The sequence below is a fragment of the Saprospiraceae bacterium genome, from assembly GCA_016719615.1.
GTDB lineage: Bacteria > Bacteroidota > Bacteroidia > Chitinophagales > Saprospiraceae > Vicinibacter.
Genome location: JADJYQ010000004.1, coordinates 1 through 14,325, shown reverse-complemented (window position 1 = coordinate 14,325; position 14,325 = coordinate 1). Strand labels below are relative to the sequence as shown.

12 protein-coding genes and 4 pseudogenes are annotated in these 14,325 nt (G+C 38.2%); 2 read left to right on the top strand and 14 right to left on the bottom strand.

Features of this window, described 5'->3' with window-relative positions; translation table 11 throughout:
• Positions 1-14: 14 nt before the first annotated feature.
• From IPM92_09780 to IPM92_09715, 14 genes and pseudogenes are all read right to left on the bottom strand, one after another.
• The gene (locus tag IPM92_09780) at positions 15-182 is read right to left on the bottom strand and encodes a hypothetical protein (GenBank protein ID MBK9108632.1); all 168 of its coding nucleotides are present in this window, start codon (positions 180-182) and stop codon (positions 15-17) included.
• Positions 183-501: 319 nt separating this feature from the next.
• Complete coding sequence (locus IPM92_09775) at positions 502-681, bottom strand: hypothetical protein (protein ID MBK9108631.1); 180 nt, start codon at positions 679-681, stop codon at positions 502-504.
• A gap of 240 nt (positions 682-921) precedes the next feature.
• Positions 922-1,146 (bottom strand): hypothetical protein, encoded by a 225-nt coding sequence (locus tag IPM92_09770; GenBank protein MBK9108630.1) that lies wholly within the window; start codon positions 1,144-1,146, stop codon positions 922-924.
• Positions 1,147-1,804: 658 nt separating this feature from the next.
• Positions 1,805-2,035, bottom strand: a complete 231-nt coding sequence (locus IPM92_09765; GenBank protein ID MBK9108629.1) for a hypothetical protein — start codon at positions 2,033-2,035, stop codon at positions 1,805-1,807.
• Positions 2,036-2,325: 290 nt separating this feature from the next.
• Positions 2,326-2,700 (bottom strand): hypothetical protein, encoded by a 375-nt coding sequence (locus IPM92_09760; protein MBK9108628.1) that lies wholly within the window; start codon positions 2,698-2,700, stop codon positions 2,326-2,328.
• A 942-nt stretch (positions 2,701-3,642) separates the two neighbouring features.
• Entirely contained in the window at positions 3,643-5,001 is a 1,359-nt protein-coding gene (locus IPM92_09755; GenBank protein ID MBK9108627.1) for a hypothetical protein, read from the bottom strand.
• Between the two features lie 74 nt (positions 5,002-5,075).
• Complete coding sequence (locus tag IPM92_09750) at positions 5,076-6,329, bottom strand: T9SS type A sorting domain-containing protein (protein ID MBK9108626.1); 1,254 nt, start codon at positions 6,327-6,329, stop codon at positions 5,076-5,078.
• Positions 6,330-6,400: 71 nt separating this feature from the next.
• Positions 6,401-6,850 carry a hypothetical protein gene (locus IPM92_09745; GenBank protein MBK9108625.1) on the bottom strand — a complete coding sequence of 150 codons (450 nt, stop codon included), beginning with the start codon at positions 6,848-6,850 and terminating at the stop codon, positions 6,401-6,403.
• Positions 6,802-7,137 carry a hypothetical protein gene (locus IPM92_09740; GenBank protein MBK9108624.1) on the bottom strand — a complete coding sequence of 112 codons (336 nt, stop codon included), beginning with the start codon at positions 7,135-7,137 and terminating at the stop codon, positions 6,802-6,804. The genes IPM92_09745 and IPM92_09740 overlap by 49 nt, the downstream gene beginning before the upstream one ends.
• Before the next feature lie 783 nt (positions 7,138-7,920).
• Entirely contained in the window at positions 7,921-8,904 is a 984-nt protein-coding gene (locus IPM92_09735) for a YihY/virulence factor BrkB family protein (protein MBK9108623.1), read from the bottom strand.
• Positions 8,901-9,306, bottom strand: a pseudogene (locus IPM92_09730) (acyl-CoA thioesterase). The gene IPM92_09735 and the pseudogene IPM92_09730 overlap by 4 nt, the downstream one beginning before the upstream one ends.
• Positions 9,307-9,351: 45 nt before the next feature.
• A pseudogene (locus tag IPM92_09725) lies at positions 9,352-10,569 on the bottom strand (arginine deiminase).
• A gap of 448 nt (positions 10,570-11,017) precedes the next feature.
• Positions 11,018-11,248 carry a hypothetical protein gene (locus tag IPM92_09720; protein ID MBK9108622.1) on the bottom strand — a complete coding sequence of 77 codons (231 nt, stop codon included), beginning with the start codon at positions 11,246-11,248 and terminating at the stop codon, positions 11,018-11,020.
• Positions 11,238-11,510, bottom strand: coding sequence for a hypothetical protein (locus IPM92_09715; GenBank protein ID MBK9108621.1), 273 nt, complete (start codon positions 11,508-11,510; stop codon positions 11,238-11,240). The genes IPM92_09720 and IPM92_09715 overlap by 11 nt, the downstream gene beginning before the upstream one ends.
• A gap of 163 nt (positions 11,511-11,673) precedes the next feature.
• On the opposite strand from IPM92_09715, the pseudogene IPM92_09710 reads away from it, so the two are divergent.
• A pseudogene (locus IPM92_09710) lies at positions 11,674-12,617 on the top strand (NAD-dependent epimerase/dehydratase family protein).
• A 19-nt stretch (positions 12,618-12,636) separates the two neighbouring features.
• A pseudogene (kbl, locus tag IPM92_09705) lies at positions 12,637-13,828 on the top strand (glycine C-acetyltransferase).
• Positions 13,829-14,325: the final 497 nt, after the last annotated feature.

The window sequence follows — 14,325 nt, the reverse complement described above, 5'->3', positions numbered from 1 at the left end:
GAGCGCCATGTGGTTCACATCTTGCTGAATTCTCTCGAATAAAGAATCGGACACGATAGCACCATCTTGTGATCATCAACTAACGCCAATCGTATGCCTAAACTATCAATCATAGTGGTATAAGTGACTTCCATCACCTCCAATAACGAATCCAATTCCGTTTTGTAATCATTGATTTGCACAAATGTTGAGTTTAACAGCAATCTGTTTCCAATAAATAAACTTCTAACAGGGAAGCTATCATTTGGTTTATACTATCTGCTAGAAAGCCCATTGTTGTAATGCTTTCATTGAGTGTGTAACACTGGAGAACGCTTGTTCAATGCCGGCCTCCACTTGCTCAAATTGACCAACGCTTGTTTAATCGAGATACATAATAATTTTGAAAGAGTAATGGCAGACTATCAAAATTATCCTGACGACTGATTTCACGATAAAGTTGCTCGCGTGCGCTCCAAATTCTGCTACCGGCCGCGTCGCCAGTCAAACCATTATTGGCTATCAGATAATCCCTCTCTTTAGAAAAGTCTTCGGAAAATCTCCGCTGCCCGGCCCATTGGGGCAAATAATTGGGATGGCTGATTCTGTTTGTCGTTCAAACCAACCATCGTTGACCAATTCTATAAAATTAGAAGGAGTATATTCAGGATGTCGTTGGTCCTGAGAGTTTATGATGAACAAGATTCAGCTCTATCTGCAGATGCTCCATAATGTTTCGCAGCTTTTCCATTATAGCTGCCCAGCCATTTATTGCCAAGATGTTCTTGAACCCCAATCAGGGCCCCTCCTATAGGTACACTGGGAATTCCCAGACAAAGACCGTGATTGGTATCTTCTAACTCATTTGAACTTAAAAAGTACCCGTAATGGGGCCTACATAATGCAGATCAAAGAACCAACCATTAGCAAAATTACCAGCGGTCATATTATTGGGTGTTTGATAAACGGAATTCCTTTATGCGCATTGTTGAGCAGAATGAGTTGATTGTATAGCACCCAACTATCGGATCCTCCAATTTGATGCCCGGTATTTTCCAAAGAGGCAGCTTGATTTTGAAAATATGGAATTGTATGCACGGCATCATAACGACAATTGGATCCGACTAATTCCAACCAGCCCCGGCCCAATATTGATTGTATTGTCATTTACTGTTGTCAATTGACCTAACACTTCATGTAAAGCAATCCCAATTCCGGAACTACCGGTTAATGAAATGGTATTTTCCAAAACAGAGCTTGCATGAATCATCCCTGTCCAGGAAAGGTTGATCCTTTCGTGTTTGGGCTGAAATGTTATTATCAATAATTTCAAAATCTTCCAGGACTGAAATCCAGTTGTATTCCAGTAAGCATCCGTCATGATATTGTCTCCGTATGGCAATTCACCCTTGGTATAAATACCCCAATTGCAGTTATCGAAATTTGAATTTAATATTTAGCCAAACTGGTCGGATGGCAGAATGAACCCTCCATTGAAGATTTCTGTTGAAAATGTGTTGTAATTATTGGTTCCATAATCTTTAATTTGAAAATTACAATCCATCAATTGAAAACCGGAATGATATGTCCTTACTCCGCTCAACAAATTTTCGAAATGAAACATCATTCCCTTGAGTCCTGAACTTTCCAAATTGATTCCGGCAAGGATCTGTCATATTGTCGCAGACCACTGCAGCTAGAGCACTCTGCACGGAAATTTCCTTCAAATTTAAATTCGCTTGAGTTGACGACGGCAATACCTCTACCATGGATTCCGATAGTTGTTCGATATTTAGTTTCCGAAGTGTAAAAACTCTTCCGCCATCTAATCGGGTTCCATAAAGTACCAGTTTTTAATTTCTGCTTTTCGAATGAACAACTCGGATTCGGTGGTGACCACGATCTCTTTCCACATTTTACCGCAGGCACTGATAGGGTGGTTATATTCTGTGTTTGGTCCCAACCATGATGGTAAAACAACAGAAGGTTTGATTAAAATGGATGCCCCATCATCCATATAAATTCTCCTGCTAAAACAATAATCGATGTCGGGCAATTAAAGTCCCATGCAAAACAAATGTTTGAGGCTCATATGGGCCGGATGTTCCGCCACACGCCAATAAAGGAGTCAATAGTAATCCATCGGCTAACGTACTGTTCTGTTTAATAGCTATTACAGAAAGTGTACATACGCTATTAATATCTGTACCGATTTCATTAATAATATTGAATATATTGAGAAATCCTGAGTCATACTCAAGTTTTAGCGAACCATCTAGATCTATATCCACATAAACACCGGATTTAGGCAAGGTTGATGATTTGGCTCTGACTTTGATGCAAAACCTATATGTGCCATCGCTGGGGGCCTTGCCAATTTGGATCATTTATGGACATAAGTTCTTGGATGGTTTCAAAAATAGTTTCCCCATTATTGTTGTTTTGGTTAGTGTTAGTAAATGGCCCGGCATCAACTATTTCATATTTATCCAGGTCGAGATGCATTTGAATGATGGCGTCATCAAATGTAAGATATGGATAAGTGATATTGATTAAAAATACACAAACATTAAACTCATCGCAACCTACCATGGGAGAAGAATTATCAGTGTATGCATTTGAAATGAGCACACCTGGAATTTCATGATCTTGTCCTTTTGTTAAGTATGAAGTTGCGAGTAAAAAGAATGTAATGCTCACCATTTTAATAAAAAAATTCATTGTGTTTAATTTAAAAGTAATGTCCTACTTTGATTTATGGAGTGTTCGGAACAAATTTTTCTCCATTCCTTTTGTAGTGACTCTATTCATGGTGTTTCATGGAATTTCTTAATAAAAACTCTCATGGATAATAAATTCAACAATGGGTTGAATTTTAGGCTCTGCATTCAAATAAAATTGTTTTATAATTTGATTTAATTGCAGAATGTCAATAAGTTAAAGCGTGTTCTTATCATAGGCAAATATTTTACAAATGAAAGAATATCTAAATGTGGAGAAACAAAGTTGGTATAGAAACTGCAAGCAAACAAGGGGGTAAACCCTGAATTTTAAAATTCAGGGTTTACCCTTAGATAGATCAGGGTTTACCCTGAATATTAAACTTCAATATAATAAGTATTCGCTACGACAATCAAATCCTGTCTGAAGCAGAATTTACTGAATGAAAGAATTCACAGAATGGAATACGGGATTTAGAAAAGTCCTATTTTGATAATTCTAAAATTCTGATTCTGAAAGTAAATCTTGTCTGAAGCAGAATTTACAGAATGAAAGAATTCACAGAATGGAATACGGGATTTAGAAAAGTCTTATTTTGAAAATTCTAAAATTCTGATTCTGACAAAAAACTCTTGTCTGAAGCAGAATTTACAGAATGAAGGGATTCACAGAATGAGAAAAGTATAAGAGAAATGGAATAAAATGCCAAGATTAAACCTATAACTTTTATCCAATTAACTAACAAATGTTAGTTGAATATTATGGATATTACATTTTGTATTGTCTACTACCTGTTCATTTAATTATTTCTTATCTCAATGGATCATTAACTTTGCGAAATGATACTTTTGATTTGATAATTTTACTTTAAGTACATATACCCCTGACTTGAATTGCTGAGTAGAAAACTTGTGTTTGTAGGTTTGGGAAATTGGAATGAATTCATCTATTTTTTCCTTGTAAATCGAACACTTGAATGTTTTGAATACAATTATCCTGATTTTGATCTTCCATTGTACAGCTCAAGCCTGCAGGATTTGGGTATAACAACAAATCAGAATAATTTTCCTGAAATGAATGCCAATTGTTTACGACCAGTGTCGAATCGCAAAAGGCTTCGTGCCCAAGACGATAATTAACAAAATTAGGAATGCTTGCATGATTGCGAGCCGGCAGAAACAGTCCGTGTTGTTCAAACTGACAGTTTTTTCCTTTTTGATTAGGTTGATGGATGACATGCATGACGCGATTGCTTGTACCGGTGCGAATGTAGATCTTACAATCGGGCCCGGACATAGCTGCATCGAATCCAGCCGCCCAAATGCCATCTTCTACATAGCCATCCCAATGGTCAATATGGACCAATGAGGAAGATATATCAGGAGATCTCGTATCTGCCTGATAAAGGTCCCATCGATAAACGAGGTATACAAAGCGGGAATCAGGCGAAAAGGCAACGCCCACTGTATGATCTGTCGTTTCACTGCCGGTAAGCAATTGACGAAAATTGCTGAATACACCTGTATTGCGGTCAAAGTCCATGATAAACAGTCCTCTGCTGGGTGTCATCCTAGCATATAAATTACCATCGGGAGAAAAACAAGATTGCGAACCACCGTCATCGAGAAAGTAGAAATCGGTTCCGATTTTTTGTTCGCGATAGGGCAAAGGGCCATTTTCGGTAAACAAAACGGTAAAGTAGGAGTTGTTGGCTCTGCCGGGACAGACTACCCACCAATCTCTGCCATTGGCATGTCTGACTGCCGTCAGGTCGGAAGCAGAAAGATAGCGATCAATGGCTAGCTGATTTTTTTGAGTTAAGTCACCAAAGCCATTGTTGAGGCTCGTGTCCGCAATGGAATAAAGAAGTTTTGTAACTGCGATAATAGATAATGAGTCCTGGACAAATTCTTTAAATTTATGAAGTACAATGTAATTCTTTTGATTAGTTTGGTTTAATATTAAAGTACCAAAAGAAATTCTATGGTCTCCATTAGAGCAAGACAAATCATGACCTTCACCTTGATTAATTGTTCCATTGGGCATACGTTGAAAATTGCGATCAGAAACCCAACAACCCGCGGTATACATCAGTAAATTTCCGGCGGTATCACAGATGCTGGCACTGTTTTGTCTAATAATGGGGTCAGGTCTGTCTTTTATGTATAATTTTTTTGGTTTTGAATTAAAATCTATTTGAAATCCCTGGAAGGAAGTATCCAAAGTTGGAGTTCTATTGCCACCTAACAACCAAATGTAATCCCTCTTTCCTTGTGCGATCAATTGAATTGATGTAATCAAACAAAATAAATAAACAATTACCTTCATAAGATGACAAAAGGGTGTCTGAAATCTCAGACACCCAATGATGTTGTTTAAAATTTTAAAAATATTTTACTGTTTACCATGCCATTTGTAAATTTTACTTCAAGCCTGTAGATCCCTTTATAGATTTGATTTATTTCTAAATCCATTGACCTATCAACAGAAGTATTAGCAAATTTATTAATAACATTTCCCAAAATATCCAAAATTCTGATTTCTGCAACCTTGTAATCAGGATCTTCTACAAAAATATGCAAGATATGACTAGCTGGATTCGGATAAACCGATAAGGCAGAAGACTGGATTTGTGTATTGCTGTTTTGTTCTCTGACTCTAGGTAGCATTGATGGTACACAGAGACTGTCATCGCGATGATTTTCCAAACCAAAAATCAAAGCGAGCGATCGTGCTCTGTAAATTCCTTCGCCGCCAAATAGCGAACAGACTGCAGCCAAACTGTCAAGTAATTCCATTTCCGATGCATTCAAAGTAAAATTACTGGTCATCATTTTTGCGAGCGCCATGTGGTTCACATCTTGCTGAATTCTCTCGAACAAAGAATCGGACACGATAGCACCATTCAGATCATCAACTAACGCCAATCGTATGCCTAAACTATCAATCATAGTGGTATAAGTGACTTCCACTACCTCCAATAACGAATCCAATTCCGATTTGTAATCATTTATTTGCAATAAAATGTTGAGTTTATCAGAAGAATCTGTTTCCAATAAATAAACTTCTAACAGGGAAGCTATCATTTGGTTTATACTATCTGCGAGGAAAGTCCATGTTGTGATGCTTTCATTGAGTGGTGTAACACTGGAGAACGCTTGTTCAATGCCGGCCTCCACTTGCTCAAATTGACCAACGCTTGTTTCAGACTGAGATACATAATAATTTTGAAAGAGTAATGGCAAACTATCAAAATCATCCTGACGACTGATTTCACGATAAAGTTGCCTGCGTGCGCTCCAAATTCTGCTACCGGCTGCTTCGCCATAGTCAAAACCATTATTGGCGATCAGATAATCCTCTTCTTTAGGAAAAGTCTTCGGAAAATTCCCGCTGCCCGGCCCATTGGGGCAAATTACCTGGATTGCTTCTTTGTAATCATCGGCAAACCAACCATCATTGACCAATTCTATAAAATTAGAAGGAGTATATTCTGGATGTTGTTGGTCCTGAGAGTTTATGATGAACAAAGATTCAGCTCTATCTGCAGATGTTCCATAATGTTTCGCAGCCTTTCCATTATAGCTGCCAAGCCATTTATTGCCAAGGTGTTCCTGAACCCCAATCAAGGCCCCGCCTATAGGTACACCGGGAATTCCCAGACAAAGACCGTGATTGGCATCTTCTAACTCATTTGAACTTAAAAAGTACCCGTACTGGGGCCTACATAATGCAGATCAAAGAACCAACCATTAGCAAAATTACCAGCGGTCATATTATTGGGTGTTTGATAAACGGAAATTCCTTTATTGGCGCATTGTTGAGCAGAAATGAGTTGATTGCATAGCACCCAACTATCGGATCCCCCCTCCAATTTGATGCCTATATTTTCCAAAGAGGTAGCTTGATTTGAAAATATGGAATTGTATGCAATGGCATCATAACGACAATTGATCCGACTAATGCCAACCAGCCCTGGCCCAATATTGATTGTATTGTCATTTACCGTTGTCAATTGACCTAACACTTCATGTAAAGCAATCCCAATTCCGGAACTACCGGTTAATGAAATGGTATTTTCCAAAACAGAGCTTGCATGAATCATCCCTGTCCAGGCAAGGTTGATGATTTGGCTCTGACTTTGATGCAAAACCTATATGTGCCATCGCTGGGGCCTTGCCAATTTGGATCATTTATGGACATAATTTCTTGGATGGTTTCAAAAATAGTTTCCCCATTACTGTTGTTTTGGTTAGTGTTAGTAAATGGCCCGGCATCAACTATTTCATATTTATCCAGGTCGAGATGCATTTGAATGATGGCGTCATCAAATGTAAGATATGGATAAGTGATATTGATTAAAAATACACAAACATTAAACTCATCGCAACCTACCATGGGAGAAGAATTATCAGTGTATGCATTTGAAATGAGCACACCTGGAATTTCATGATCTTGTCCTTTTGTTAAGTATGAAGTTGCGAGTAAAAAAGAATGTAATGCTTACCATTTTAATAAAAAATTCATTGTGTTTAATTTAAAAGTAATGTCCTACTTTGATTTATGGAGTGTTCGGAACAAATTTTTCTCCATTCCTTTTGTAGTGACTCTATTCATGGTGTTTCATGGAATTTCTTAATAAAAACTCTCATGGATAATAAATTCAACAATGGGTTGAATTTTGGGCTCTGCATTCAAATAAAATTGTTTTTTAATTTGATTTATTTGCAGAATGTCAATCAGTAAAAGCGTGTTCTTACCATCGGCAAATATTTTACAAATGAATGAATTCCTAAATGTGTAGAAACAAAGTTGGTATAGAAACCGCAAGCAAACAAGGGGTAAACCCTGAATTTTAAAATTCAGGGTTTACCCTTAGATAGATCAGGGTTTACCCTGAATATTAAACTTCAATATAATAATTATTCGCTAGGACAAAAGAATCTTGTCTGAAGCAGAATTTACAGAATGAAAGAATTCACAGAATGAAATACGGGATTTAGAAAAGTCTTATTTTGAAAATTCTAAAATTCTGCAAATTCTGATTCTGAAAGTAAATCTTGTCTGAAGCAGAATTTACAGAATGAAAGAATTCACAGAATGAAGAAGAAGCAAAATTGAGAAATTCTGATTCTGACATTATGAAAATTGTCTGTATGCTGAATCGAATAAAACAAAAAATCGGATTCCATAATGATTTATCCTTAAGAAATATTTTATTCAATCATCTTCCTCCTTCAACAACCTCTTATTCATTTGACTTTCCAACATCAAATCCCTGTTGACCACAATAGCAGCATTCAATTCGAAACCGAGGATCAGTAATAAAGTGTTTAACCGAAGCCAGACCAGGGTAATGATGAGGGCACTAATGGCTCCGTAAACTTTATGATAAGTGCCAAAGGCATTGATAAACATACCAAAGAGAATGGATGTTACAATCACCGATAGCGTTGCAAACAAAGCTCCCGGAGAAATTCCTTTGATGGGTTTTTCAATTGAGGGACCATAACGATAAACAAGGGAGATCACTGAATAAAATAATAAAATGGTTACTAAAAATTTTAAACTGCTGATGGCTATTTTAGTAAACCCGGATAATTCTATATAATTCAAAACGCCTATAAGCACTTTCTCTCCTACAATAATCGACACGACCGATACAATCAAGAGAATGCCCAATGCAAAGGTGAGCCCGATGGCTGTAAATTGTTTTTCGATCCAGTTACGCTTTCTGAAACTCAGTTTGTAAGTTTTATCAAATCCCCGCATCATCGCCAGAATTCCTTCAGAACCAAAATAAACGGCTAGCACAAATCCAATAGATAAAAAACTACTTTTAGCTTTGGGTCTTATGTTTTCAATAATGTCGTGGATCACATAATCTTTCGCTCCCGGCGGGAGTATGGATTGTAAAGCATGTTCTAGTGCGGAATAAAAATCAAGATTTTTGGGCAAATAAGCCGTCAAGGTAAATAAGAAAATAAGTGAAGGGAAGAGGGCCAGAAAAAAATGATAGGTCATGGCACTTGCACGCATATTCAGATCGTTTCTTTGCGATTCCTGATATAAAAAATGCAACACTTTGTAAATGGGAACTCCTCGAAAACCCGGAAAGGAATGTTCCTGCATCCAGTGTTTTAAAGTTTGGACCCAAGGCAAATTCAAAAGCTGAATGCTAAATTTATTTCGTTGGGTTTTCAAAATGGGCTTTCAATTTGTATAGCACAAAATCGGGTACGGAAATTTTTTTTGCCGGCTTGCGCATCCCAAAAACAAAGGATGACATGTGCGGCATTCAATAATTTTCCTTCTTCATTGTAAATTTCCGTGTCAAATCTTATGAGATCATTGTTAGGTTCTTTTACACAAGTATGGATGTTCAATAATTCATCATAACGGGCAGGCCTGAGATATCTGACATGCATAGATACGACTGGCATCCAGATTTTATGTTCGTTTTCCAGATCCGCATACCTTATTCCCATGGCGCGCATGGCTTACACGACCCAGTTCAAAGTATTGGGTATAGTTTCCATAATATACATATCCCATCTGATCTGTTTCGCTATACCTGACCCTTACCTGAATTTGATGCCTGAATATCATTTGACTTTAGGTAAGTTTACCATAAAAATGTATTAACGTTCGTTAGTTTATGGCTCGTAACACCGGACAGGACATACAATGTGGGCCCCCACGGGCTCTGGAGAGTTCGCTGGAAGGCAAGGTGATGATTGTTTTATGAATTTGATCTGGATCGAAATCAGTTTTTAATAATTCGGTGGCATGTATGATCTTATAACCTGCATTGCGAAATGCGGTTTCCGTTACCGGATTTCGGTCATAGGTAAGTGCAACACCCGGCCTTAAAGTGAGTAAGTTGCAGCCGTCGGTCCACTGTTCCCTTTCCTGATAAGGCGATTCTCCATTCCCGCTCCAAATGAACTCGATGTTCGGACTGATCTCATCATGCATCAAGTCGATGACAGAAGGATACTCTACAACGCTGCCTGATTTTCTGTAAACCGTTACATACGAACCCAGTCCATCTTTTTACAATGGGTTTGAATCCGATAAAACGATGGTGATCGAATTGCGTGAACAGCGTATCAATATGCATAAAGGAACGTTCCTTGGGGAACATCCACTTCAACCACATTTTTGATCAGATCTTTTCAAATAATACGCGTTTTAGAGTTTGAAGTGCGTGGTCAGTGGTGCGTTCGCTACTGCCGATGAGTAAATATTCTTCGTTGAGTAACATGAGGTCACCGCCTTCGATGCTAATGGGTTCTCCTTTTTTAGAGGGTGGATAATCATCGATCACATTCAAATTGATCAGTTTGTTTTCATTCGCGAGATAACTGAAATCCGGATGTGCATGCAAAATAAACCGCGTCAGCAGATTTTCGCGATGTCTAACGGATTTGGATGCTTTGGTAATGACAATATGATCTTTGATGGTCAAGGCGATATCCCGCGTAAAATAAAATTGGGGATCGGATCAAAATAGATCTGATCTTCTTTTTGTAATAGCCGAAATCAATACTTGATAAAGTATGGTGATCCATTTTGCACAATTCTGAAAAGTAGGCTTTTGGCAATTCTTCAAAATCGCGGATCATATCCATGACCTCGGTTTTGATCTTTTCATCGGCATCTAATGATTCCTTGATGAGTTGTTGGGTTTCCAGCACGTTTTTTTCGCCCAGAAATTTCACCAATACGGATCGAAAGATATGATGTTCCCTGCGCATGGTGGGCAGGTGTACAATATCGTCGAAAAGCAATTCGGTAGCGCGCTTCGGACTGATGCGGTCGATCCTCATCCGGACTGTGGATGATCACTTTTAATAATTTGTTGATTTCGAATCAACGTATACCCCTTGTTTCATAATGCATCAATTGGTCACAAAGGTATTCAATTTTTTTGGGACCGGCATTGAACTGCCTGTTATGCTTATTTTATGGGCATTCGTTCGGGATCAAGGAGTTCATTAAAAGAAAAGGTTTTCAACCATTATTTGGGAGTTAACAGAGAACTTGCAAATTTTATCGAAACTGCATGTGTGAATACTACATATTATATAAATACGGATGTAAATATGCATTTATAAATGCATTTAAAATTTGTTTAAAAATCTCAAAATATATAAACTTCAAATTTTGGATTGATAATTCAGTAAAAGTAATTATTTTAAATAATGAAAACCATATCACTCATTTAAAATAATTATTTTGCCGGAAGAGATCCGGATTCCACGAGCATCAATGATTTCAAAAATGTGAACTCCATTCGGAATTTGATGCGGACTCAATTCAAAATAATTTTGATCTGTTTCGATTTCAATAAAATTTGACCATTGTTTTGGTAGATCGAAAGTTGATATTTCGGATTTGTTGGTTTAAAGTAGAGTAGGGAATTGTTTTGTGCCGGATGCGGACTAATGATATAGCCATTTGAAAAATCGAGTAGTAAAACGGAGACTGTTTCACTGGGACCCACATTTCCAAATTCAAGCTGATAATAATGTTTACTGTTCAATTGAGGACCTTTGTGTGAATTGATAAGTAACGGTCTCGATTTTACCGCCGCAAATACCACCAATAAATCCAATTTCAATAAACGATATAGAATCCGTCGAATGCAGTATTCTGATTCCATCACATGTTTGGCCCTGAGTCATTTGCCATTCCAGTAAAATGTTTTTATCGACGGCTATTGCGTTAAAATAATTTAGTACATTTTGTGAAATGAGGCAATGGACCTGAAATAAAAGGATTATAGGTAAGTAAATATTTCGCAACACAATATCATTTGATGTTTAACGGATAATATTCCCGTATTGTTTTGGAGCTTAGTTCTCATGAAGATGGAATTAGTTTAAAATGATCTTTAAAATCAGCGTATTTGAGATGATTTTTTACATCTGTTAAAATCCCCTATCTTTCGCCATCAAATTCGGAGAAATGGGCCAAACTAGAGTTTTAGTACTGGGAGCAAACGGTCAGATCGGCACTGTCCTGGTTGAAGCACTTCGGCAGAAATGGGGTCGTGAAGCTGTCATCAGCTCTGATTTAAAAGCGCCATCACATCCCAGCGGACCTTATGAACTCATCAATGTTTTGGATCAGGAAAGCATTCGGCAGGCTGTTCTAAAGTATAATGTCACCCAGATCTATCACTTGGCGGCTATTCTTTCCGCAAGAGGCGAGCAGGATCCGATAAATACCTGAACATCAATATGCAGGGCTGTTGAATGTCCTGAATACAGCGGTCGAAATGAAATTGGAGAAAGTTTTTTATCCAAGCACCATTGCTATTTATGGTCCGACCACACCGAAACACATGACGCCGCAACAAACTATTTTTGTTCCAACCACCGTGTACGGTATCAGTAAGCACAGTGGCGAGTTGTGGTGCAATTATTTTCACCAACGCTATGGTTTGGATGTTAGGTCGCTTAGGTATCCGGGTAGTAGGCTGGCAATCGCCTCCGGGTGGTGGCACTACGGATTATGCCGTTGAAATTTTTCATGAAGCTATCAAAAATGGAACCTATACATGTTTTTGGAGGCTGATACGCGATTGCCAATGATCTATATGGATGACAGTATAAGGGCTACCCTTGAACTTATGGATGCACCAAAAGAAAACATCCGGGTGCGTACCAGTTACAATCTTGCAGGCATGAGTTTTACCCCTGCAGAATTGGCTGTAGAAATTCAAAAGCATATCTCCGGCTTTAGCATAAATTATATACCTGATTTCAGACAAGCCATTGCCAAGTCATGGAATGAAAGTATAGACGATAGCGAAGGAGAAAAGATTGGAACTGGAATCCCATTACGATCTTGAAAAAATGACCTCGGAAATGATACAAATGTTGAAAGCACAACAACCTTCCAATTGATCATCCATAAATCTTCGATATGTACGGACAAGTAAAAGAACAACTGGCTGCAGAATTAAAAGGGATTCAGGACGCAGGATTGTATAAAAAGGAAAGAACCATCACTTCACCCCAAAGTGCTTTGATCGATACACTTGAAGGCGGCAAAGTGCTGAACTTTTGTGCCAATAATTATCTGGGATTATCATCACATCCACAAGTTATAGCAGCAGCTAAAACAGCTATCGATCACTATGGCTACGGCATGTCTTCCGTGCGATTTATTTGCGGAACGCAGGATCAGCACAAAATGCTTGAAAGGCAAACAGCAGATTTTTTGGGAATGGAAGATTGCATCTTGTATGCTGCGGCATTTGATGCGAATGGTGGCGTATTTGAACCTTTATTGAATGAACAGGATGCCATTATATCGGATGAATTGAATCACGCTTCTATAATTGACGGAATCCGTTTATGCAAAGCACAACGCTTCAGATATCTGAACAACAATATGGATGACCTCGAACAAAAATTGAAAGAAGCATCTACAGCAAGGAGAAAACTCATCGTTACAGATGGGGTTTTTCAATGGATGGGACCATCGCACAACTAGATAAAATTTGTGATCTCGCAGATCACTATCAGGCCATGGTCATGATCGACGAATGCCACGCCAGCGGTTTTATGGGAAAGACCGGCCGTGGAACCCATGAATATCGCAACGTCTTAGGTCGCATTGATATCATTACCGGGACCTATGGAAAAGCATTAGGTGGAGCATCTGGAGGATTTACTGCCGCCCGGAAAGAAATTGTGGATATGCTGAGGCAACGATCCAGACCTTATTTGTTTTCAAATACACTTGCACCTTCGATTGTTGGAGCATCTATAAAGTGCTCGAATTGCTAAGTGCTTCAACCCAATTGCGGGATAAACTGGAAGCCAATACCAAATATTTTCGAAATGCGATGACCGCTGCCGGTTTTAATATTGTGCCCGGCGAACATCCCATTGTACCGGTGATGCTGTATGAGGCCACCCTGGCTCAAGATTTTGCAGCGGCTTTGTTAAAAGAAGGGATTTATGTGATTGGTTTCTTTTATCCGGTAGTGCCGCAAGGGAAGGCCCGGATCAGGGTTCAAATATTCGCAGTTCATGAGATGGAGCATCTCGAAAAATGTGTAAACGCATTTATAAAAGTAGGTACTCAGCTTGGGGTTCTTTTTAAGTAAAAATTATAAATTAATTATATATATATATATCATTAATACAATTGAATATATATTAAATAATATTTTAATATAAAAAGCCTGAGTCAATTCCTTTATTTTACCATTTCCTTCAGTTTCTTTGTGGTGATTTTTAAATACGAAACTCCTTTCCGTACATTTGTTGAAATTCTTAATCTTAAAACAGTATCCATGCGTTACCTATCCATTTTATTTTTATTTGTACTTATGAATGGCTTATCGGGTCAGGAATCCTGATTACTTCGGTTTCCGACCATTTCCAATGACCAGATCGCCTTTAGTTATGCCGGTGATTTATATTCCGTATCTCCAACGGGGGGTACAGTCCGAAAAATTGACCAGTCATAGGTTATGGAATGTTTGCAGACGTTTTTCTCCCTTGACTTTAAGAACATTGCATTTTCTGGTCAGTACGATGGCAATACCGGAAATTTATTTAATTCCAGCGCAAGGTGGAGAGCCTAAAAGATTAACTTATT